We start from the raw sequence: 23,246 nt of genomic DNA, 5'->3' as shown, positions 1-23,246 counted from the left end.
CTCTGTACTCAGCTCAGGTCCAGGAAGTGCTCCAGGCCGAAGGTCAGGCCCGGAGTGGTCACGACGCGGCGGGCGCCGAGCAGGATGCCCGGCATGAAGCTGCTGTGGTGCAGGGAGTCGTGGCGGATGGTGAGGGTCTCGCCCTCGCCGCCGAGCAGCACCTCCTGGTGGGCCAGGAGGCCGCGCAGGCGTACGGCGTGGACCGGGATCCCGTCGACGCTGGCGCCCCGCGCGCCGTCCAGGGCGGTCACCGTGGCGTCCGGCGCCGGGGCCGTACCGGCGGCCCGGCGGGCCTCGGCGATGAGCTGGGCCGTGCGCGTGGCCGTACCGCTCGGCGCGTCCACCTTCTTGGGGTGGTGCAGCTCGACGACCTCGACCGACTCGAAGTACGGCGCGGCGATCTGCGCGAACTTCATCGTCAGGACCGCGCCGATGGAGAAGTTCGGCGCGATGAGCACACCGGTCTCCGGGGACTCCGCGAGCCAGCCCGTCAGCTGCGCGAGGCGCTCCTCGGTCCAGCCGGTCGTGCCCACGACCGCGTGGATGCCATGGTGCACGCAGAAGTCGAGGTTGTCCATGACGGAGTCGGGGGTGGTCAGCTCCACGGCGACCTGGGCGCCGGTCTCCGCCAGGGTCTGGAGCTTGTCGCCCCGGCCGAGGGCGGCGACCAGCTCCATGTCCTCGGCGGCCTCGACCGCCTTGACCGCCTCGGAGCCGATCCGGCCCCTGGCACCGAGGACCGCCACGCGCAGCTTGCTCATCTCTTGCTTCCTTAGGGGCGACGGGGAGGTGGTTAGGCGACGGCGTCGTGCAGCCGCGCGGCCTGCTTGTCCTTGAGCGGGCCGATGACCGACAGCGACGGGCGCTGTCCCAGGATGTCGCGGGCGACCGAGCGGACCTCGTCCGGGGTGACCGCCGCTATGCGGTCCAGCATGTCGTCGACGGACATCTGCTCGCCCCAGCACAGCTCGCTCTTGCCGATGCGGTTCATCAGCGCGCCGGTGTCCTCCAGGCCGAGGACGGTGGAGCCCTGGAGCTGGCCGATGGCGCGGGCGATCTCGTCGTCGGTGAGGCCGTTGACGGCGACGTGGTCGAGTTCGTCGCGGCAGATCTTCAGCACGTCGTGCACCTGGCTCGGCCGGCAGCCGGCGTACACGCCGAACAGGCCGCAGTCGGCGAAGCCGGAGGTGTACGAGTACACGCTGTAGGCCAGGCCGCGCTTCTCCCGGACCTCCTGGAAGAGGCGGGAGGACATGCCGCCGCCGAGGGCGGTGTTGAGCACGCCCATGGCCCAGCGGCGGTCGTCGGTGCGGGCGAGGCCCGGCATGCCGAGGACGACGTGCGCCTGCTCGGTCTTCCGGCCGAGCAGCTCGACCTTGCCGGAGGTGCGGATCGTACGGCTGCCGTCGCGCGGGCCGACGGGCCGTGCGTCCAGGTTCTTGAAGGCACCGGCCTTCTCGAAGGCCGCGCGGACCTGCCGTACGACCTTGTTGTGGTCGATGTTGCCGGCGCAGGCGACCACCAGGTGGGTGGGGTCGTAGTGCTTCCTGTAGAAGCGGCGGATGCGGTCGGCGGTGAGGGCGTTGACCGTGTCGACCGTGCCGAGGACCGGGCGGCCGAGGGCGTTGTCGCCGAACATGGTGTGCGCGAACAGGTCGTGCACACAGTCGCCCGGGTCGTCCTCGGTCATGGCGATCTCTTCGAGGATCGCGCCGCGCTCGACGTCGACGTCCTCCTCGACGATGAGCGAGCCGGTCAGCATGTCGCAGACCACGTCGATGGCGAGCGGCAGGTCGGTGTCGAGCACGCGCGCGTAGTAGCACGTGTACTCCTTGGCCGTGAACGCGTTCATCTCGCCGCCGACGGCGTCGATGGCGGAGGAGATGTCCAGCGCGCTGCGCTTCTGCGTGCCCTTGAAGAGCAGGTGCTCCAGGTAGTGCGTGGCGCCGTTCAGGGCCGCCGTCTCGTCGCGGGAGCCGACGTGCGCCCAGATGCCGAAGGTGGCGGAGCGGACCGAGGGCAGGGTCTCGGTGACGATGCGCAGGCCGCCCGGGAGGGTGGTCTTGCGGACCGTGCCGATGCCGTTCTGGCCCTTGATGAGGGTTTGGGTACGGGCGACGGCCCGCGCCTCCGAAGAGGGGCGGGCCGTCACCTTGGAGCTACGGGACGTCACTGCTCGGCGTCGTCCTTGTTCTCGTCGGAGCCTTCCTCGCCCTCGATCACGGGAACGAGGGAGAGCTTGCCGCGGGAGTCGATCTCGGCGATCTCGACCTGGACCTTCTGGCCCACGCCGAGGACGTCCTCGACGTTCTCCACGCGCTTGCCGCCGGCCAGCTTGCGGATCTGCGAGATGTGCAGCAGACCGTCCTTGCCGGGCAGCAGGGAGACGAACGCACCGAAGGTGGTCGTCTTGACGACCGTACCGAGGTAGCGCTCGCCGACCTCGGGCATCGTCGGGTTGGCGATGCCGTTGATCGTGGCGCGGGCGGCCTCGGCGGAGGGGCCGTCGGCGGCACCGATGTAGATCGTGCCGTCGTCCTCGATGGTGATCTCGGCGCCGGTGTCCTCCTGGATCTGGTTGATCATCTTGCCCTTGGGGCCGATGACCTCACCGATCTTGTCGACCGGGATCTTGACGGTGATGATCCGCGGGGCGTGCGGGCTCATCTCGTCGGGCCGGTCGATGGCCTCCATCATCACGTCGAGGATGTGGAGGCGGGCGTCGCGGGCCTGCTTGAGGGCCGCGGCCAGGACGGAGGCCGGGATGCCGTCCAGCTTGGTGTCGAGCTGGAGGGCGGTCACGAACTCCTTGGTGCCGGCGACCTTGAAGTCCATGTCGCCGAAGGCGTCCTCCGCACCGAGGATGTCGGTGAGGGTGACGTAGTGCGTCTCGCCGTCGATCTCCTGGGAGATCAGACCCATGGCGATACCGGCGACGGGGGCCTTCAGCGGCACACCGGCGTTCAGCAGCGACATGGTGGAGGCGCAGACGGAGCCCATGGACGTCGAGCCGTTGGAGCCGAGGGCCTCGGACACCTGGCGGATCGCGTAGGGGAACTCCTCGCGCGTGGGCAGCACCGGCACGAGCGCGCGCTCGGCGAGGGCGCCGTGGCCGATCTCGCGGCGCTTCGGGGAGCCGACGCGGCCGGTCTCACCGGTGGAGTACGGCGGGAAGTTGTAGTTGTGCATGTAGCGCTTGCGGGTCACCGGGGAGAGGGTGTCCAGCTGCTGCTCCATGCGGAGCATGTTGAGGGTGGTGACGCCCAGGATCTGGGTCTCGCCACGCTCGAACAGCGCGGAGCCGTGCACCCGCGGAATGGCCTCGACCTCGGCGGCCAGCGTGCGGATGTCGGTTACACCGCGGCCGTCGATGCGCTTCTTCTCCTTGATGACGCGCTCACGGACCAGGGTCTTGGTCAGCGAGCGGTACGCGGCGGAGATCTCCTTCTCGCGGCCCTCGAACTCCGGCAGGAGCTTCTCGGCGGCGAGCCCCTTGACGCGGTCCAGCTCGGCCTCGCGCTCCTGCTTGCCGGCGATGGTGAGCGCCTGGGCGAGCTCGGGCTTGACCGCGGCGGTCAGGGCCTCCAGGACGTCGTCCTGGTAGTCCAGGAAGATCGGGAACTCGCCGGTCGGCTTGGCGGCCTTGGCGGCGAGGTCGGACTGGGCGCGGCACAGGACCTTGATGAAGGGCTTGGCAGCCTCCAGACCGGCGGCGACGACCTCCTCGGTCGGCGCCTCGGTGCCGCCCTCGACCAGCTTGATGGTGTTGTCGGTGGCCTCGGCCTCCACCATCATGATCGCGACGTCGCCGTCCTCCAGGACGCGGCCCGCGACCACCATGTCGAAGACGGCGTCCTCGAGCTCGGTGTGCGTGGGGAACGCGACCCACTGGCCGCGGATCAGCGCGACGCGGACGCCGCCGATCGGGCCGGAGAAGGGCAGACCGGCCAGCTGCGTGGACGCGGACGCGGCGTTGATCGCGACGACGTCGTACAGGTGGTCGGGGTTGAGCGCCATGACCGTGCAGACGACCTGGATCTCGTTGCGCAGGCCCTTCTTGAAGGACGGGCGCAGCGGGCGGTCGATCAGGCGGCAGGTGAGGATGGCGTCCTCGGACGGCCGGCCCTCACGGCGGAAGAAGCTGCCGGGGATCTTCCCGGCCGCGTACATCCGCTCCTCGACGTCTACCGTGAGCGGGAAGAAGTCGAGCTGGTCCTTGGGGTTCTTGGAGGCGGTGGTGGCCGACAGCACCATGGTGTCGTCGTCCAGGTACGCCACGGCGGAACCGGCGGCCTGCTTGGCCAGACGGCCCGTCTCGAAGCGGATCGTGCGGGTGCCGAAGGCGCCGTTGTCGATGACGGCCTCGGCGTAGTGGGTCTCGTTCTCCACTAGCGTTTTCTCCGTTACATATCGTCTTTCGTCCCTTGGCTGCCCGTGTGGCAGGGGGACGGTGGTGGAGAAGCGCGCCGTCTGGTGCGGGCCGGTCTTCGATCGAAGCACCCGGGGCTCGCTTCCCCCGGGGGCCACTACCGAGGACCGGCGGCGGCGAGGTGCGCTTCTCGTCGTTCGTTGTCGTGCGTTGTCGTGCTGTGTCGTGCGTATTGCGTTGTGCTACCACACTACAAAGCGTGAGTGACACTCCGCACGTTTCCGCATGCGCGAGGAAGACCTCGCACGTACGACGAAGGGAGCGGTCCCGGGGTCCTGCCGGGAACCGCTCCCTTCACGGCGTCTTACTTGGCGCCAGCCGCACCACGGCGGATGCCGAGGCGGTCGACCAGCGTACGGAAGCGCTGGATGTCCTTCTTCGCCAGGTACTGCAGCAGGCGACGGCGCTGACCGACCAGGATCAGCAGGCCACGACGGGAGTGGTGGTCGTGCTTGTGGGTCTTGAGGTGCTCCGTCAGGTCGGAGATCCGACGGGAGAGCAGAGCGACCTGGACCTCGGGGGAGCCGGTGTCACCCTCCTTGGTACCGAACTCGGCGATGATCTGCTTCTTCGTAGCGGCGTCGAGCGACACGCGTACTCCTCATAGTCTGTTGAGTGCCACCGAGTGCCCCCGGTCTACGTCTCGGGGGAGCTTCCGTTACTCGGGAGGCGGGATCCGCTGGGCGCGGCCTCCAGAACCTTTTCGAAGGGCTCCGGGGGTGCGTACACAAACGGCCGTCACTCAGGGTACCAGCACGGTTCGGCCGTCCGTGTCACCGGTCGCGGTCGCCGGTCGCGTCGGGCGTTCCAGACCAGGAGGGCCGCGATCACGACGACCAGGACGACGACCGTTGTCCACACTCCTCCGGGCGTTGACCAGGCTGTTTCACCGTACGCGCGCGTGCCGTCCCAGTAGGGTGACAGCGCAACGCTGTCCGTGAGCCGAAGGGGGCCGCTTCACCATGGCCGAGACACAGGGCACGAGCGCCGGGGCACCGGCGCCGGAATCGCAGGAAGACGTCAAGGCGCGCAAGGAGCGGGAACGGGACGAGCTGTACGCGCTCGACATCTCCGGCGTGGAGTGGCACTGCGCGCCGGGCACGGAGGAGCACGAGGAGCGGGTCGAGATCGCCTACCTGCCCGGCGGGGCGGTGGCGATGCGCTCCTCCCTCGACCACGCCACCGTGCTGCGTTACACCGAGGCGGAGTGGCGGGCGTTCGTACTGGGGGCGCGGGACGGGGAGTTCGATCTGGAGCCGTCGGAGCGGAACGGGGGGCTTGCGGGGCAGTGAGCGACATCGCGAAGGGGGCGGCACGCGTGCGTGCCGCCCCCTTCGCACGTCAGTGCTTCAGCCCCGCACTGCCGACTCCGATCACCGACAGCACCGGGTTCTTCGGATGGACGACGTCGCGTGTCAGCATGCGGCGGGCGAAGAAGGCGTGTCCCTGTTCGTACAGGATGTCCGACTGCTCCGGGTCACTGAGTTCACCCTGGTCGTCCGCCGGGAGGTGGAACAGGAGGTACGGGGTCTCCTTGTCGGTCCGGAGGTTCCAGTCCACCACGGCGGCCGGCTGGACGTCGTCCTCGGTGGTACGAAAAATGATCAGGTCGTCGCCGTTCATGCGGACGGGAACGACCCGCTGGAAGGGCCGGCCCTCGAACTTGGCGACGGCGGTGCCCTTCTTGAGGTCGAAGGCGGTGATCTGGTTCTCGGGCTTCCTGACGACGTCCGCGGTGTCCTTGCTCATGACGAAGACCCGGTCGCGGCCGACCACCATGGCGTAGCACTTGTCGACGGCGTCGAAGTAGCCCTCGACGTTGCCGCCGCACTTGGGGTCGTAGCCGTTCATCGAGATGGTGGCCAGCCGCGCGCCGTTCTTCGGATCCAGAGTGATCAGGTCCGTGACCCGGTAGTCCCCCGCCTCGACGGCGATCACGGGCGGGTCGGCCGACGGCAGGTAGATGCTCCGTAGACCGTTGCTGACCGAGTACCGCCACAGAACCTTGCCGGTGCGCGGCTCGAGCTTCTCCACCCGGTAGGTGGGGGCGCTGGAGTCGCCGCACTTGACGAGGGCCAGCAGGGCCGCGCCGCCGGCGTAGGCCGAGTCGTGGCACTGGGACGTGCCGAGCGTGTTCCACAGCCGCTTGCCGCTGTCCATGTCGTACGCCACCGACCCCTCGCCCCAGGCGATGGCCACGACGCCCCGCGCCAGGGAGATGTCGGTGCTGGTGATGGAGGCGGCGTCGGCCGCCGGCACCTTCTCCTGCCAGAGCTTCTTGCCGGTGCCGAGGTCGACCATGAGCACCTCGTCACAGGCACCGCTCTGGGGGGTGTCGGTGTGCCCGGGTTCCACGGCCACGGCGGTCCGGCCGTCGGCGGTGACGTCGCGGCTGACGGCGCAGACGTGGCCGCCGAGTTGGAGGGTCCACGCCTTCGCGGTCCCGTCGGGGTCGGGCTCGATCCTGTAGCCCTCGATGCGGTCGGCGAGAGCCCGCGCGACGATCTTGTCCGTGGCCCAGGTGGCGGGCGCGAACCGCTGCTGGTTGCCGGTGAGGCCGCCTTCGTTGTGCTGGACGACGACCTGGCCCTCCGGTGAGACGGGGGCCTTCTCCACGGTCTCCCGTATCGCGTCCGGGGCCTGCTCGACCCCCGTGGTGTCGGTCCCCTTCGTGCGGCTGCCCGAGTGGTACCAGAGCAGGCCGGCGCCGATGCACAGGATCGCCGCCACCACCGCGGCGACCGTGCCGAGGACGCGCCCGCGCCGACCGGCCCGCGGCCGGTCCGCCGCCGGCGCGGACTGGGGGTGCATCGACGGAGGCGGGCCGAAGCTCACGCTGAAAGGTCCTTTCGGTAACGGCCGCGCAGATCGTCGCGGGTGACTACGCGGGTGACCGCGGTTGCGCCGCACGTGACCGGCGCGACGATGATCGCGTTCTTGTGGGGTCTCGGGTCCGAGGGCCTCGCGGCGGCATGAGCGGGCCCGCTTCGGAGGGCCGCCGGCGCCGAGTCTCCCCGGCGGCCCCGAGCGGATCATTTGCTGGTCATGGCCCGCGCGGTCGCGTACACGTTGAAGACGGCCAGGGTCAGCGGGATCAGCGTCAGCAGGACGAAGCCCTCGCAGATCTCCAGGAAGCGGCCCCAGAACGGGGTCAGGCCGCCGCGCGGCAGGATCAGGCCCACCGCGGTCACCACCGCGGTGGCCGCGGCGATGGCCGCGATCAGCCAGATGGTGCGGATGTCCAGGTCGGTACGGTCGCCGGTCAGCGCCTCGAGCACCACATGGCGCGGCGGGTCGAGGGCGAGGCCGAGACCGAGCAGGACCACGGAGGCGAGGCCCGCGGCGAGGACGGGGGCGACCTGGGCGGTGTAGCGGAAGAGCCCGGCGCGCATCAGCATCGCCACTCCGGTCGCCAGCGCGAGCACCTGGGCCCAGACGTCGTCGGAGAAGCCCAGCACCGCCGAGGCGCCGACGGCGAGCACGGCGCAGCCGCCGACGAGGCCGACGAGGAGTTCGTGGCCGCGCCGGGCCTGGGCCTTCACGCGCTCGGTGTCCACCGGCTCCGGCGCGGTGGACTCGGTGCCGTAGGCGGACCGGGCGGGGCCCGCGCTGCTCGGGTTCTCGAAGCCGATGGGCAGCCGGGCGAAGCGCATGGACATGCCGGGCAGGAACGCGAGCGCGCCCACGGCGACGGGCGCGGTCAGGGCGGCCATCTCGGTCGCGGACCAGTGGGTGAGCGTCGCGACGAAGACGACGACCAGCGCGATCCCCGAGGCGAACACGAAGGCGACGAACGGGCCGTCGCCCTGCGGGGAGCACAGGGCGAGGATCAGCGCCGCGACGAGGACAGCGGCGCAGGCCAGCAGGAACTGCAGTCTGCCGATGCCCTCGCCGTGGGTGAGCGGCAGCAGTCCGCTGCCGGCGACCCCGATGTTGGGCAAGGCGCCGAGGCCGAGGGCAACGGCCGAGCCGCGGTCGTCGTAGACGCGGGCGCGGATCGCGGCGAGCACGACCAGGAGGACACCGGCGACGGCCGCGAGGATGCCGGCCAGGCCGTGCATGTCGTGGCGCGGGTCGGCGGTCCAGGCGACGAACGCGAGCAGCGCCGGCAGCACTCCGCCACCGACGAGACCCGCGGCCCGGGTGAGGTCACCGCTCCACAGCTTGTGCTGCTTGGTGACGGCGGAGGCGACGGCCTCGGCGACGTCGTCGAAGACGGCCGGCGGCAGGGACTCCGCGAACGGGCGGAGGGTGAGAAGTTCGCCGTCGAGAATGCGCTGGGCGGCGAAGGAGCGGGCGCTGTCCAGCACGGTGCCGTCGGTGCGGACGAGGTGGTAGCCGACCGGGGCGCCCGCCTCGGGGCTCTGCTGGGACAGCCGGAGGATCTCCGGACAGAGGTCCGCGACCGGGACGTCGTCGGGCAGCGCGACGTCGATACGGCTGTCGGGCGCGACGATGGTGACCCGGCAGAAGCCGAGTCCGGTGCCGGACCCGGCGGGGGCTCCCGTCCCGGGTCCGCCGGTGGCGGCGGCCGTCATGCTCACCTGCTGCTCCCCCTCAGTGGTGGTGGTGCGTCTACTTCGTGAAAGTCTCGTGCCGGTTCGCCGCGCGGGCGGCGGCACGGGTGCCGTACGGCAGGGTTCCCGGGTCTTCCCGCCTGAAGATCAAGGGGATTGTCCCGGTATGCACAGCCTGCTCGGCGTGTGCTCACGCGAACATCCGGCACCCTACCGCTCACCGGTGTCCGGTGAACTCAGTAGGATCACGCGGCGGCCTGCGCTCGCCGGACACGGGGCGGCGAGCGGAAAGCCTGGGTCGGGCAAGGGAATTGGTGAGCAGTGAGCCAGATTGTCGTCAAGCGCCCCGCTAGAGCGCTGCCGTCCGAAGTGCCCACGGAAGACGTCGTTGTCCAGCCACCGCCCGAACTGCCCCGGGGTCATCAGGAGAGCGTCCTGATGCAGCTCCTGCCCACGCTGGGCATGGGTGGCTCGGTGGTGTTCTTCTTCACGAACGGTCAGCCGTTCATGAAGATCATGGGCATGATCATGATCGCCTCGACGGTGGCGATGTCCATCGCGATGGTGGTCCGCTTCCGCCGCGGCTCCCAGGGCCAACTGGCCGACATGCGGCGTGACTACCTCAGCTATCTGTCGCAGACCCGCAAGTCCGCCGTGGCGACGGCGAGGACGCAGCGGGACGCGCAGTACTACCTGCACCCCTCTCCCGAGCAACTGTGGGCGCTCGTCGCCGAGGGCAGCCGGGTGTGGGAACGGCGGCCCGGCGACGAGGACTTCGCGCATGTGCGCGTCGGACTGGGCCCGCAGCCGCTGGCGACCCCGCTCATCGCTCCCGAGACGGGGCCGGTCGAGCAGCTGGAGCCGCTGACCGCGGGCGCGATGCAGCGCTTCCTCGCCGCGCACCACACCGTCGGCGACCTGCCGATGGCGGTGTCCCTGCGCGCCTTCTACCACGTGACGGTCAGCGGCGAGCCGCAGTCCGTACGGTCCTGTGCCCGCGCCCTGGTCGGCTCGCTGGCCTCGCTGCACTCCCCGGAGGACCTGCTCATCGCGGTGGCCACGGGCCGGGAGGCGCTGCCGCACTGGGACTGGGCGAAGTGGCTGCCGCATGTACAGGCCACCGGCGAGGTGGACGGCGCGGGCTCCCGCCGGCTGATCGGCACCGACCCACGCGAGCTCGAGGACCTGCTGTCCGTCCGGCTGACCGGCCGCCCCCGCTTCCACCCCACCGCGTCCCCGCTGCTCGACGCGCCGCACATCGTGCTCGTCCTGGACGACATCTCCCTGCTGCCGGACTCGGTGCTCGCCAACCCCGAGGGCCTGCAGGGTGTCACGGTCGTCGAGGTCGTACCCGGCGAACTCACGACGGCGGGCGGCGACCTGTCCATCGTCGTGCAGCCGGGCATGCTGCGCCTGGAGTCCGGGCACGGCGAGGTCTACGAGGGCACTCCGGACGGTCTCTCCTACGAGTCCGCCGAGGCACTGGCCCGGCAACTGGCGCCGCTGCGCATGGCGTCCGGCGGCGATGACGACGAACCGCTGCTGGCGAACCTCGAGTTCACCGACCTCCTCGGACTCGGCGACGCCGCCTCGGTCGACACCAAGCGGACCTGGCGCCCGCGCGCGCTGGCGGAACGCCTGCGGGTACCGATCGGTCTCGGCGAGGACGGCCGCCCGGTCATGCTGGACCTGAAGGAGGCCGCGCAGGAAGGCATGGGCCCGCACGGCCTGTGCGTCGGTGCGACCGGTTCCGGCAAGTCGGAACTGCTGCGCACCCTGGTACTGGGCCTCGCCGTCACGCACTCCTCCGAGACGCTGAACTTCGTCCTCGCGGACTTCAAGGGTGGCGCCACCTTCGCCGGCATGGCGCAGATGCCGCACGTGGCGGCGGTCATCACCAACCTGGCCGACGACCTCACCCTGGTCGACCGCATGGGCGACTCGATCCGCGGTGAGCTGAACCGCCGCCAGGAACTGCTGCGCGACGCGGGCAACTACGCCAACATCCACGACTACGAGAAGGCCCGCGCGGCGGGTGCACCCCTGCAGCCGATCCCGTCGCTCGTCCTGGTGATCGACGAGTTCAGCGAGCTGCTGACCGCCAAGCCGGACTTCATCGAGATGTTCGTGCAGATCGGCCGTATCGGCCGTTCGCTGGGCGTGCACCTGCTGCTGGCCTCGCAGCGCCTGGAGGAGGGCCGCCTGCGCGGCCTGGAGACGTACCTGTCGTACCGCATCGGCCTGCGGACCTTCTCGGCGGCGGAATCCCGTGCCGCCCTGGGCGTCCCCGACGCCTACGAGCTCCCGAACGTCCCCGGTTCCGGCTTCCTGAAGTTCGGCACGGACGAAATGGTCCGCTTCAAGGCGGCGTACGTCTCCGGCGTCTACCGCTCGGGCCCGCAGCGCGCGACGCTGGGCGGCGGACCCCTGCCGGTGGACCGGCGTCCGGTGCTGTTCACGGCCACCGAGGTGCCGGTGCAGTACACCGCCGTCCCCCACCAGCGCACCGAGTCCGCCCCCGAGGTCGACGAGGCGCTGGCCGACACGGTCCTCGACGTGATCGTGCGCCGGCTGGAGGCACAGGGGCCGGCGGCGCACCAGGTGTGGCTGCCGCCGCTGGAGAGCCCGCCCTCGCTGGACGCGCTGCTGCCCGGCCTCGCGGCCGTACCGGGCCGCGGTCTGACCCAGCCGAACTACGAGGGCGCCGGCCGCCTGATCGTCCCGGTCGGCCTGGTCGACAAACCGTACGAGCAGCGCCGCGACCGTCTGATGCTCGACTTCTCGGGCGCGGCCGGCCACATGCAGATCATCGGTGGCCCGCAGTCCGGCAAGTCGACCCTCCTGCGCTCCATGATCTGCTCCTTCGCGCTCACACACACGCCGCACGAAGTGCAGTTCTACGGCCTGGACTTCGGTGGCGGCGGTATGGCGGCGGTGGACGGCCTGCCACACGTGGGCGGTGTCGCCTCCCGCCTCGACCCGGAACGCGTCCGCCGTACGGTCTCCGAGGTCTACGGCGTGCTGACCCGCCGCGAGGAGTACTTCCGCTCCGCCGGCATCGCCTCGATCGCCGACTACCGCAACCGCCGCGCCCGCGGCGAGATCTCGGTCACCGACCAGCCCTGGGGCGACGTCTTCCTGATCATCGACGGCTGGGGCAACTTCCGCACGGACTACGAGGCCCTGGAACCGGCGGTGCTGGACATCGCCGCGCGCGGCCTCGGCTACGGCATCCACGTGGTCATCACGGCGTCGCGCTCGATGGAGGTCCGGGCGAACCTCAAGGACCACCTGATGAACCGCCTGGAGCTGCGCCTGGGCGACGTCATGGACTCGGAGATCGACCGCAAGGTGGCGGTGAACGTCCCCGCCGGTGTTCCCGGCCGTGGTCTGTCCCCCCAGAAGCTGCACTTCATGGCCGCGGTGCCGCGCATCGACGGCCTGACGTCCGACACCGACCTCGCCGAGGCCACGGCGGCGCTGTCCACCGAGGTCGGCCGCCACTGGCAGGAGCCGGGCGCGCCCAAGGTGCGGCTGCTGCCGCGCCGGCTGGAGGCGGTGCAGCTGCCGCCGGGCGACCACTTCCCGAAGCAGGGCATCGCCTTCGCACTGGACGAGGACAACCTGGAGCCGGTCTTCCTGGACTTCGAGCAGGACCCGTTCTTCCTCGTCTTCGGCGAGAGCGAGTCCGGCAAGTCCAACCTGCTGCGGCTGCTGATCAGGCAGCTGTCGCTGCGGTACGGCGGCGACGAGGCGAAGTTCTTCGTCGTCGACAACCGCCGTTCCCTCCTGGACATCACGCCGGCCTCGCACCTGGCGGAGTACATCCCGATGTCCAGCCAGATGGACCACCACATGACGGCCCTGGCCGACCTCATGCAGCGCCGGACGCCCACGGCCGACGTCACCCCGCAGCAGCTTCGGGACCGCAGCTGGTGGCGCGGCCCGCAGGTCTTCGTCGTGATCGACGACTACGACCTGGTCTCCACGTCCAGCGGCAACCCGCTGGGCGGTCTGACGGAGATGCTGCCCTTCGCCCGTGACGTCGGCGTCCGCTTCATCATCGCCCGCTCCTCCGCGGGCGCGAGCCGGGCCGCCTACGAGCCGTTCATGCAGCGCATGAAGGAACTCGGCGCCCAGGGCATCCTCCTGGCCGGCGACCCGGGCGAGGGCGACATCCTCGGTGGGGTCAGGCCGCGGCCGATGCCCGCGGGGCGGGGCGTCTTCGTGTCGCGGAAGCGGGGGAAGCCGTTGGTTCAGACGGGATGGGTGGACGTGGAGTACTGACGTCCACGGGTCTTGCCGGGTACGGCGGTCGCGCGAGCCGCCGTACCCGGTGTTTGCGGGAGGTCAGAAGACAGGCAACGCGACCAGGCTGTTGCCGCCGGTGACGAAGGCTCGGTTTCCGCCGACAGCAAGCTTGAGATCGAAGACCCAGCGAGGATCGTAGTACCAGGTGTCGGAGCCGTCTTTGACGCTCAGGGTGTGGACCGAGAGGCCGTCGTTCAGGTCCTCGAGCACCCATGCGCCGCTGCCCTGGAGCAGGACCGGACTCCCCTCGGTACCGCCCGGCGCAAACCAGTCCTTCTGGCCCTTACGGAGGCCGAGCCCCGCGATGAAGCCGCCGACGGTCGCATACACACGGTCGGCGGAGACCCACGCGGGACCCCATTCCGACGAGCTCCCCAATGCGTTCGTCCCACGCCAGACCTCCTTGCCGTCCGAGATTCTCCGGCCGGTCATTGTCCTGCCGTTGAGGTAGACCACACCGCTACCGGCCACCGGAACGAGCTGTGTCTTCTTCGCCTGGTCGTACACCGTCCACAGAGTGCGGCCGGTCTTCGTACTGACCGCCACCGCGTGTCCGCTGGTGGTCGAGACGACCAGTACGCCGCTGTCCACCGCGCCCTGGGGATGGAGGCCGGTCCTGAACCGCTCCGGCACCGACACGGTCCAACGGAGGCCCGCATCGGAACGACCCACCGAACGCAACCGGTGGTCCTTCGTCACGACATACACCGCCTCCTCGTCGACGGCCAGCAGCGCCTCGGCCTCGGCCTCCGCACTCCACTTGGGCTCGCCCGTGGACGGGACGAAGGTGTGCAGCGTGCCGTCCTTGTCGGCGGCCACGACCAATCGGTCGGAGAGCGACAGACAACCACTCGACATCTCCATGTCGGAGGCCAGCCAGCGGCGTTTGCCGTCGACGACGTTGAACGCCGCCATGCCGCCGGACTCGGCACCGGTGACGACGACGTCCCGGATCGGCAGCGGAGCCGGCGCATGCGTTCCCACCGCCCCATCGTGCCTCCAGAGCGGCTTGACGGGATCACCGACGATGAAGTCGCCGTCGTCGGCGGAAAGAGGGCGTGCCGCCGGCGTCTTCACCGCGGGCGGAATGGTGAACAGGTCCTTCCGGCTCGAGCCGCCGCCGCGCAGCAGCCACCATCCGGTGCCGCCGGTCGCCGCGAGCAGCGCGCCGCCGGCGGCGAATCCGGTCAGCAGCCTTCTCCGGCTCGGCCCGGCCACGGACTGCGTCGTCAGCAGGGGCGCAGTCAATTCCCGTACCTGACGCTCCCGCTCCCTGATCGCATCGGCCACGGGCCCGCTCTTCCACACCCCGTCGGACCGCCTGGACGGGGCGAAGGCCCCAGCGATCTGGTCGGGAGTGGGCCGCCCGGCCGCCTCCTTCGCGAGGCATGGCGCGATCAGAGCGTGCTGCTCGGGCGAGAGACCGTGCCAGCGCGGTTCACCGTGGACGACCTCGTACTGGACCGCGGCGACATGGGTGCCGCCGAACGCCCGGTGCCCGGTGGCCGCGTACACGAGAACGGCGCCGAGGGAGAAGACGTCGGCAGCCGGGGTGACCCGACGGCCGAGCACCTGCTCGGGGGCGCCGTACCCCGGCGTGACCGGGATCTGCCCGGTGGTGGTGAGCGTGAGACCGTGCTCGGGGCGGGCGATGCCGAAGTCGATGATCCGTGGGCCGTTCGAGGTGAGCACGATGTTCGGCGGCTTGAGGTCGCGATGGACGAACCCGGCGGCGTGGATGTCACGCAGCGTACGGGCGACGGAGGCGGCCAGGGCACGCAGTTTCACGTCGTCCAGCGGACCTTGCTGATCCACGATCTGGTCCAGGGTCGGCCCGGCGAGGAACTCCGTGGCGATCCACGGCCGTCCACCCTCGGTCTGGGCACCCAGCACCGCTGCCACACCCGGGCTCCGCACGGCCGCGGCCGCCACCGCCTCCCGCACGAAACGCTGGGCGAGGCCCGTGTCGTGGGCGAGTTCGGGCCGCAGCACCTTCACGGCGGCGACGGTGCTCGCATGGTCCTGCCCCACGTACACCTTGCCCATGCCGCCCTCGCCCAGCACACCGAGCAGCCGGTACGGTCCGAGCCGGATCGGGTCGCCGGTCCCCAGGGGCCTCATCGCTTGTCGTTCTCCGTTCTCCGCACCGGACGGTTCATCGCAAGGGGAAGGCCGCGAGGAAGTGCCCGCCGAGCGCGATGACCGCGCTTGCCTTCTCATGGATCATGAAACGGTCACCGGTGGTCCGGTAGGAGTGGGCCGGCTCGTGGGAGGACAGATCGATCGCCCACAATCGCGATCCTCGCCTGGTGTACGCGTAGTCGGAGCTGACCACGGGCGGGGCACTCAGGTCCGCGGCAGTGCCCTGCCCACCCTTTTCCTGCCACTTGACGCGCCCGCTCGCCGGGTCGAAGGCGACGAGCCCGAGCCCCTTCTCGACGGCGTACAGGGTGCCGTCCTTGATCACCGGAAGGCCATAGGTGCGACCCGGCCGTTCGGACGCCGAGTCCCAGGCCACACTCCCGTCGCCGAGCCGCAGTGCCCTCAGTCGGCCGGCACCCACGTACAGGTGCTGCGCGTCGGTGACCAGGGACTCCCGTACCCGGTCCGGGACGACGCCGTCCAGCTTGCGGTCCCACCGGACGGTTCCCGTACCCGTGTCGCGTACGACGGCGTGCACGCTGCCGTCGTTCGCTTCCTGAAGCGCCACGAGACGGTTCCCCACGACCGAGGCACCGAGGAAGAACAGGTGCGGGACCTCCTGGTGCCGACCGGGCAGCGGTGCCTTCCACAGACGCTTGCCGCTGCTGATGTCCACCGCGAACACGTACCAGGACTGGGAGGCGAGGAAGCTGAAGGAGAACTTGCCGTGCCCGGCCACCGCGTAGGCCACCCCGTCCGCGGTGCACAGCGCCTGGTTCAGTGCGAGCCCATTGAGGTCGGTGAACTGCGCGAAGGGCTCCCCGACCGTGCCGGCGCGGACGTCGATCGAGGCCAGCGCCAAGGGGCTCGCATGGGAGGAATCGGATCCGGTGTAGCCGTCGTTCACCTCCTTCACCAGGAACATGCGACCGGCGTCGGAGGCGATCTGCCACGGTACAGGCGAGTTGAGCGTCTTCCAGGCGACCTTCCCGCTCTGCGCGACGACCCCTTCCAGGAAGTTTCCGGCCATCACCACGACCATGTCGCCGACGGCCTGCAACGGCACCGGATAGGAGTCCAGGGGGCCCTCTGTGAAGCCCCCGTTGTACGTGTCCTCGACCTGGACCTGCCAGCGGGAGTCCAGCTGCTTCTTCGGCAGCTGGCTGTTGCTGGGCCCGGGCGCGGGTTGTGGCTTCGGGCCACCGGCTTGCTCGCTCCAGGCCCACGCCCCCGCCGCTCCCGCGGCCGCGACGCCCAGTGCCGCGCCGCCGCCGGTGAGCAGCAGACGGCGACGGGACCACCGTACGGGCGCGGCCGTCGGCGCGGGGGCCGGCTCATCGACGGGAGCCGGCAGCCGCTGCGGCATGACCTGCCACACCTCGGTGGCCCGCCGCCCGATGTCGGCCAGGAGCACGTCCGGCAGGTGGTCGGCGAACTCACCGGTCCCGTCGTGCAGTTGGGAGGCGAGCCGACCGGTCGTCGGCCGCCGGAACGGGTTCTTGTCCAGGCACGGCGCGAGCACCGGTACCAGGCTGTCGGGCACACCGCTCAGGTCGGGCTCGGCGTACTGCACCCGGTAGAGCAGATCGGCCGCCTGCCCGTGCCCGAAGGGCGGATGCCCGGTGGCGGCGAAGACGAGCAGCCCGGCGAGTGCGAACACGTCACCCGCGGCCGTGTGCTCCTGCCCGCTCGCCTGCTCCGGCGACATGAAGGCGGGGGTACCGACCGCGACCCCGACACGGGTGAGGTGATCGTCACCGGCGGCGCGGGCGATACCGAAGTCGATGACCTTGGGCCCGTACGCGGTGATGAGGACGTTGGACGGCTTGAGATCACGGTGGACGACGTCCGAGGCGTGCAACTGCCCCAGGGCCCCGCACAGTGCGGCACCCAACGCCCGTACGGACGTCTCGGGCAGCGGACCGCACAGCTCCACGGCCTCGTCGAGGGGCGGTCCGAGCACGTACTCGGTGGCGAACCAGGGCGTGCCGGCTCGCGGGTCCGCCTCGACGACCCCGGCGCCGTATCGCTCCCCCACGACCCGTGCCGCGTCGGTCTCCAGCCGGAACCGGGTGCGGAAGGCCGGGTCGGAGGCGATCCGGGCGTGCATGGTCTTCAGCGCGACGGTACGGCCGCCTGCGGTACGCGCGAGGTAGACGGTGCCCATCCCGCCGCTGCCGAGGCGGGCGATCGGCCGGTAGGGGCCGATCGCCTGGGGGTCGTCATGAGTGAGTGGGGAGGGCATGGGTCGTCTTCAGTGCGAGTGGGATACCGGGTCGGTGGACGATACGGGGGCGGCCTCGTTGGGGATCTCCGCCATGAGGACGGCAGCCGACTGATGGGCGAGGGCCGCGACGACACGCCCCGGGAGCCAGCCGGGGGCGGTGGAACGACGTTCCGTCCCGGTGTCACCGCCCAGGGCGTCGATCAGCTCCGCCAGCTGGGGGCGGTTGCCCGGGTCACGTGAGAGGCATCGGGCGATCACGGCACGGAAGGCGGCGGGAAGTTCGTCGCGTTCCGGCGTCGTGTACCCGGTGGCCGCGTAGGCGAGTGTCGCCCCGAGGGCGTACACGTCACCGAGGGGACGCGGGCGCCCGCCGGTCGCCTGTTCCGGCGGCAGGCTGCCCGGTTCGAGACCCGGCAGCCCTGAGCGGGAAGCACCGTCGGGCGCGGCCGCGCGCACGGCGCCGAAGCAGGAGAGGCGGGGCCCGTCGGCGGCGAGCAGGACGGCCGCCGGAGAGATGCCGGCGAAGGTCAGCCCCTGCCCGTGCACGACCGCCAGCGTCTCGGCGAGAGCGACGCCGAGCGTGCGTACGGTCCGCTCGGGCAGCGGACCGCCGTGTACGGCGAGGGCGGTGGGCAGCGGCAGGGCGGGCAGGTACGGGCGGCAGCACCAGGCGGGCTCACCTGGGCCGGCGACGGCGGAGACCGGCGCCGCGCAGCTGCCGAGGAGATAGCGGGAGGCCTCGGCTTCCGCCAGGAAGAGCTGGGGATCGCGGCCGGATAGGGGAAGGGAGAGCAGAACGGTGTGCTGACCGTCGGCACTACGGGCGATGTACCGCCGCTCCGGGACGGGCACCTTGGTGTGGGGATCGTCCAGCGCGGTGATCAGGTGGTACGGGCCCACCCGCCGCTGCGTTTTCGCGGCTCTGCCCGGTTCTTCCCCGGCGGCCACACCCGTGGCGCCACCTGTCGCCTGCATTCCCTGTCCTGGTTCTTCCGCTTTGCCGGGCCGGTACCCGGACGCGACTGGGGGTGGGCACCCTCCGTGCGTGCCCACCCCGCTACCGCGACGTGCCGATCGGTTCCGGCTGCCTACATGAAGTAGCTGGCGGCCTTCTTGTCGCCGCCCATGTAGTCACCGCCGGCGGCGTGCACGGCGTGGCCGATGGCGACCAGAGCCTCGTGGATGGCTCGGGCGTTGTTGTCCCACTCGGTCTGCTTGTCGATGTACGCCTTGTGGGCCTCGCCCTCCCACATGCCGGAGACCTTCTGGATCTCCCTCTTGATCTGGTCGAGGCTGGCCTCAAGGTTTTTGGCCTGGGTGCCGATTTCGGTCGCCATGTGGTCAAGACCGGCGTAGTGGACTTCTGTCACGCCATCGTTGTGGACGCTCATGATTCCTCCGTTGCTGAGAAGTGGTGGTCGGGCGCGGATCAGAGTTTGGTCAGCGCCGACGGCGCGCCGCCGAGGTCCACATTGATGCCCTGGACGCTGGCGCGGACCTGGTCCTCGGTGTGGTCGTTGATCTTCATGGTCTTGTTCATCGCATCGATGAAACCGACCAGGATGGTGCCGAGTCGGACCATGCGCTCATTGATCTCGGTCTGCTTCTGGTTGAACGCGCCGGCGCCGATGCCCTTCCAGTGCCCCTCGAGCGAGTCGATCAGGTGCTGGAGGCGCGCGAGCTGGCCCTTGATGTGGTCGAACTGCTGCAGAAGATTCTGCTCGAGGACTACGACTGAGTCTTTGGTGATCTTCTGAGTGCCTGCTGCCACTTCGATGCCCTTCTGTGTGAACTGACCTCGCCGGGTGCCGACTTCTGGCGTCGGCACTGCCGGCAAGCGGACCTCTGCTCATTCGGCGAACGAGCAGCTGCGCGGGAGACCGGTCAGGCGCTACGGCGTGCACGCAGCACGGCGAAACCAGCGCCTCCGATGACTAGTACGGCGGCTGCGGCGCCGACGATCACCCAGGTTTGCGTGTCACCGCCGGAGCCCGAGTCCTTCGCGGCGGCGGAGGTGGGGCCGCCGGTGGTTCCGGTGCCCTTTGCCGATGTCCCGGAAGAGGGCGCGACCGACAGGCTCGGGGTGGCCATGATGTCTGCGTTCGCGTCGGTTCCGTTCTCGGCGTACAGGGGGTCCCTGTCGGCCGGACCCGGATCGATGTTCTTGTCGATCAGTACGCGGCGCGGGCGGATGAGACCGTAGCCGAGGTAGGTGCTGGGCTTGTCCTTCGGCCAGGAACGGCCCGCGGTGTCGAGGAGGGTCCGAAGGACCTGGTTGGCCGTCCAGTTGGGGTGAACCGACCAGACGAGGGCGGCGGAGGCGGAGGCGATGGCGGTGGCGGGGCTGGTTCCCCAGGTGTTGCAGTACTCGGTGAACTTGGTGTCGCACCAGCCGGGAATGTTGACGCCCGGCGCGGCGAAGTCCACGTAGTTGCTTTTCGTCGAGAACTTGGCGATGGTTCCGGAACTGTCGGTGGCGCCGACACCGACCACGTACGGATCGGTGGCGGGATATTCGACCTTTCCCTTTTCTCCGCCATTGCCGATGCCAGCAAACATCAGCTTCCCCTTGGAGGCAGCATACTTGACGGCGTCCTCCTCCTCCGAGCTCGGATAAGGGCTGGCGAAGGACATGCTGATGATCTTTACATCGCTGTCGGCGGCAGCACGGATCGCTTCGGCGGAACTGGGGGAATTCGGATCCTGTTTAGCGCCCTTCGTATCGAGCATGTCGATACGGATGGGAACAATCTTCGCTCCCGGCGCCAACCCCTTGATGCCGCCGCCTGCTCCCGTTCCCGCAATAATCTCGGCCATGGAGGTACCGTGACCGTTATAGTCGTCAGTGGCCCGGTATCCTGCCGATTTAGGCACGTCGCCGGACAGTACCTGCCCTTTGAGTGATGAGGTCGCCGCATTCACCCCTGTGTCAATAAGGGCGACCTTCACCCCTTTGCCGGTGCTGTACTTCCACATCTCGTCGGCGCCCATGGCCTTCAGGTACCACTGCTTCGACTGAATGTCCGAGGCAGCAGCCACCCCGGGAGCCAGCCCAGCGGAGCCGACGACCAAAGCGCCCAGTGCCGAGCACATCGCCGCCAGACGTCTCACATTGCGCCTCGTCAGGAAGGCAGTCGCTCTGCTACGTCGGCCGGTCCCTGGCTTCATGCCTGTGTACGTCCGTCCTCGCTTGTGTTCAGTCACGCTTCTGCGGCACATCACGCCGCTGCTTCTGCGTCGGGCGGTGCTGTTGCTTCTCGGCAGGGCCTCCCTCGCGACCGGCCTCCCCCTTCGCGCTCTGGCCGTTGCCAATCGCGCCTCGGCCGAGTCCTGCGCCACGAGCGCTGGACTCGGAGCCTCCGAGTGATCCGGCGGCGTTGCGGGGCACTCCGATCGCGCCCTCGGAGGCCACCGCCGACCGCAGCACCGACTGGCCGACACCGGGATTTGCCTTGGCCGTAGGCGCGCCGACGACTCCACGCTGCCCGAGAACGCCCTTCGGCTGCGCCGAGGAGACCGGCTCCTCGGCGCCGACGACCGTGCCGCGCGGGACACGGGAATTGGACGCCGCTCCTGGCGTTCGGCCCGTGACAGGCTTGCCGCCCACGACGCCGCTGCGTGCCGCGCCGATGGGGCCAGTCGCTCTGACATTCTCGCCGGGCGTGTTGGTCATCCTCGGCGTTCCACCCGTGACACCACGCCCCAGAGGGGAGCGTCCGGCTTGCTGAGCGGACCCACGCACAGCCGACTGACCGGCCTCAGGCGTACCCCCCATGGCGCGAGCAGCCTGCCCGATGGGCCCCTGCGGCACACGGCCGCCGCTGACGGTACGCCCCGTCTGGCCCTCCGGCTCCTGCGGCACTCGGCCACCTGCAGTGCCCGACGGGCCGGTGCGCCCCTGCGTCGAAAAAGGGAGTCGGCCGGACGGACTATAACCTGTGGCGCGCCCGACGGTCGGCGCGATGGGAGGAGCCATTGGTCCGGGCCCCAGCGGAGGTGTGGGCGTTGGCCCTCCACCGCCGGCAGCCGGAAGAGTGGGCGTGGGAGGGCCGGGCTGTGCGGTGTGTGCCGGGGGAGGCAGCGTGCCCACAGTGTTGATCTCCGTGCCGACGTCGTGACCCGGATACCCACTGGGCACGTGCACTTCCTTAAGGGGAGATACCGCCCCATCTGCCGAAGTGCCATGAGCATCAACCGCTGCTTCGCGGCCACCCGTCGCGCCTTGTCGGACCGATGCCGTTGGCGCCTGCGACCCAGAGCCATACCGGCTGGACCCGGCGTCTACAGGAGATGGCCGAGGCACCCCGAAGTCCGGAACCTTGTCGATCTGAGCCATGGACGGCTTGGGCTGCGAGTGCAACGCCCCGCCGGCCACCGAGTAGTAGGACCCCAACCGGTTCATCTGGTTGATGGCCTCTTGCCGGTTCTTCTCGACCTGTTGGGCGAGCACGTAGTCCGGGTTGCTCTCGACCTGCTTGGCCTTGGGCAGCAGCCAGGGCCGCTTCTGCTCGCCCGCGGGCCGCGTGTCCCGGGGCGGCATGTGCGCGGAGGCCAGGCCCGTGGCGGCGGCAGTGATCTCCGCACCGACGTTGTGAGCGTAGTCCTCGAATTGCCCGGCCCACTTGAGGAGTGATGTGGCGTACTTATGGAAGGACGTGGCGCCCTCGCCCTCCCAGTCGACCTGGTCGACGTACTTACGCAGGTCCTTGGCGGCGGTGCTGATGGCGTCGCGGGCATCCCAGATGGCCTTGCCGGCCATCTCCAGATGCTCGGGTTTGCCGTGCTCGATCACGTCGATCATGTCATTGAGATCGCACTCGTCGAACTGGCTCCTGCCGAACGGCATGCCCCGGAAGAAGTTCTCCACCATGCCGAGTGCGTCGGACGCACCGGCCAGCCCGTTCGCTTCCTTGATGCCGGTCTTGTACTGAGGCTGCTGCTGCCAGTTGTTGTCGCTCACTGGGAGCTCACCCCCGCGGACTTGTCGTCAGTGTGCTGCCTCGTGTCCTTCCGAGGCTGCTGCTGCTCCTTGGGGTGCGTCTTCTGGTACTCGTCGTCGAGCTTGGCCTTGATCTCCCAGAACCGACGCCGCACTTCTTCTTCGGTGCCGTCGTACGTGGCATCTGCCGAGTGCGCCGCACACTGCAGAGCCTCGATATGCAGGCGCAAGGTTGCCGACATGTCCATGAGGACGCCATGCACGTCCGAGTACTTCTCGTGCAGGTAGTCCGCCTCGGGGAACGGGATCTTCGTACCACCGAACGACTGGCGGTCAAGCCCGTGGTGCCCGAGCTCGGATGGGTTCGCCGGAGACTGCTCGAACGTCGTCAGCGCGTTCTTCAACCCGTCACTGAACTTCGCCAGCGCATCGGCGCCGCGCCTCAGATTCGCGCTGCCACCGTCACTCACCGTGGCCCCTTCCCCGTTCCCCGTTGGTCGAGCTGTCGACGGACCGGGGAACCTCACCCGCACCCCTGGATCCATCGCTGACCACTGTAGTCACTGTGCAATTCGCGGCCAACTGAACTCTGCGACGGTTCAGTTGCAATGGTGTCCCGAAGTGACCGACTCGGGGGCAACCAAGACCGACAAGGTGGTCAATAACGACAGAAGCGCCCGT

Annotated in this window: 16 protein-coding genes; 2 read left to right on the top strand and 14 right to left on the bottom strand. The window is 69.8% G+C overall.

What is annotated here, in order from left to right:
* Positions 1 to 8 precede the first annotated feature (8 nt).
* From dapB to rpsO, 4 genes are all read right to left on the bottom strand, one after another.
* Complete coding sequence (gene dapB / locus ABT288_RS29535) at positions 9 to 761, bottom strand: 4-hydroxy-tetrahydrodipicolinate reductase (protein ID WP_351613938.1); 753 nt, start codon at positions 759 to 761, stop codon at positions 9 to 11.
* A gap of 32 nt (positions 762 to 793) precedes the next feature.
* A complete protein-coding gene (locus tag ABT288_RS29530) occupies positions 794 to 2,173 on the bottom strand; it encodes a M16 family metallopeptidase (RefSeq protein ID WP_351613935.1) in 1,380 nt (459 codons plus the stop codon).
* Positions 2,170 to 4,389 (bottom strand): polyribonucleotide nucleotidyltransferase, encoded by a 2,220-nt coding sequence (locus ABT288_RS29525; protein WP_351613933.1) that lies wholly within the window; start codon positions 4,387 to 4,389, stop codon positions 2,170 to 2,172. The genes ABT288_RS29530 and ABT288_RS29525 overlap by 4 nt, the downstream gene beginning before the upstream one ends.
* A 344-nt stretch (positions 4,390 to 4,733) precedes the next feature.
* The gene (rpsO, locus tag ABT288_RS29520; protein WP_030619140.1) at positions 4,734 to 5,021 is read right to left on the bottom strand and encodes a 30S ribosomal protein S15; all 288 of its coding nucleotides are present in this window, start codon (positions 5,019 to 5,021) and stop codon (positions 4,734 to 4,736) included.
* A 370-nt stretch (positions 5,022 to 5,391) separates the two neighbouring features.
* On the opposite strand from rpsO, the gene ABT288_RS29515 reads away from it, so the two are divergent.
* On the top strand, positions 5,392 to 5,721 hold the full coding sequence (locus tag ABT288_RS29515; protein ID WP_351613932.1) for a DUF397 domain-containing protein: 330 nt from the start codon (positions 5,392 to 5,394) through the stop codon (positions 5,719 to 5,721).
* Between the two features lie 49 nt (positions 5,722 to 5,770).
* On the opposite strand, the gene ABT288_RS29510 is transcribed toward ABT288_RS29515, so the two are convergent.
* Together ABT288_RS29510 and eccD are read right to left on the bottom strand one after the other, a co-directional pair.
* The gene (locus ABT288_RS29510) at positions 5,771 to 7,264 is read right to left on the bottom strand and encodes an outer membrane protein assembly factor BamB family protein (protein ID WP_351613930.1); all 1,494 of its coding nucleotides are present in this window, start codon (positions 7,262 to 7,264) and stop codon (positions 5,771 to 5,773) included.
* 197 nt (positions 7,265 to 7,461) lie between these two features.
* Complete coding sequence (eccD, locus tag ABT288_RS29505) at positions 7,462 to 8,967, bottom strand: type VII secretion integral membrane protein EccD (RefSeq protein WP_351613969.1); 1,506 nt, start codon at positions 8,965 to 8,967, stop codon at positions 7,462 to 7,464.
* A 300-nt stretch (positions 8,968 to 9,267) separates the two neighbouring features.
* Between eccD and eccCa the strand changes: the two genes are divergently transcribed.
* Positions 9,268 to 13,233, top strand: a complete 3,966-nt coding sequence (eccCa, locus tag ABT288_RS29500; protein ID WP_351613927.1) for a type VII secretion protein EccCa — start codon at positions 9,268 to 9,270, stop codon at positions 13,231 to 13,233.
* A 63-nt stretch (positions 13,234 to 13,296) separates the two neighbouring features.
* Here eccCa and ABT288_RS29495 read toward each other — a convergent pair whose 3' ends face one another.
* The 8 genes from ABT288_RS29495 to ABT288_RS29460 all read right to left on the bottom strand — a co-directional run bounded on the left by ABT288_RS29495 (position 13,297) and on the right by ABT288_RS29460 (position 23,035).
* Positions 13,297 to 15,378: a protein kinase domain-containing protein gene (locus tag ABT288_RS29495; RefSeq protein WP_351613924.1), complete on the bottom strand. Its 2,082-nt coding sequence runs from the start codon at positions 15,376 to 15,378 to the stop codon at positions 13,297 to 13,299.
* 34 nt (positions 15,379 to 15,412) lie between these two features.
* Complete coding sequence (locus ABT288_RS29490) at positions 15,413 to 17,644, bottom strand: protein kinase domain-containing protein (RefSeq protein ID WP_351613921.1); 2,232 nt, start codon at positions 17,642 to 17,644, stop codon at positions 15,413 to 15,415.
* A gap of 9 nt (positions 17,645 to 17,653) precedes the next feature.
* Entirely contained in the window at positions 17,654 to 18,601 is a 948-nt protein-coding gene (locus ABT288_RS29485) for a protein kinase family protein (RefSeq protein ID WP_351613918.1), read from the bottom strand.
* A gap of 113 nt (positions 18,602 to 18,714) precedes the next feature.
* A complete protein-coding gene (locus tag ABT288_RS29480; RefSeq protein ID WP_351613915.1) occupies positions 18,715 to 19,017 on the bottom strand; it encodes a WXG100 family type VII secretion target in 303 nt (100 codons plus the stop codon).
* Between the two features lie 38 nt (positions 19,018 to 19,055).
* Positions 19,056 to 19,454: a WXG100 family type VII secretion target gene (locus ABT288_RS29475; RefSeq protein ID WP_351613966.1), complete on the bottom strand. Its 399-nt coding sequence runs from the start codon at positions 19,452 to 19,454 to the stop codon at positions 19,056 to 19,058.
* Between the two features lie 56 nt (positions 19,455 to 19,510).
* Positions 19,511 to 20,719 carry a S8 family serine peptidase gene (locus tag ABT288_RS29470; protein ID WP_351613963.1) on the bottom strand — a complete coding sequence of 403 codons (1,209 nt, stop codon included), beginning with the start codon at positions 20,717 to 20,719 and terminating at the stop codon, positions 19,511 to 19,513.
* Between the two features lie 103 nt (positions 20,720 to 20,822).
* Complete coding sequence (locus ABT288_RS29465) at positions 20,823 to 22,586, bottom strand: hypothetical protein (RefSeq protein WP_351613912.1); 1,764 nt, start codon at positions 22,584 to 22,586, stop codon at positions 20,823 to 20,825.
* A complete protein-coding gene (locus ABT288_RS29460; RefSeq protein ID WP_351613909.1) occupies positions 22,583 to 23,035 on the bottom strand; it encodes a DUF2563 family protein in 453 nt (150 codons plus the stop codon). The genes ABT288_RS29465 and ABT288_RS29460 overlap by 4 nt, the downstream gene beginning before the upstream one ends.
* Positions 23,036 to 23,246: the final 211 nt, after the last annotated feature.

Origin of the sequence: Streptomyces sp. NPDC001093 (genome assembly GCF_040298985.1) — a bacterium.
Lineage (GTDB): Bacteria > Actinomycetota > Actinomycetes > Streptomycetales > Streptomycetaceae > Streptomyces.
This window is presented reverse-complemented; position numbering and strand designations above follow the sequence as displayed.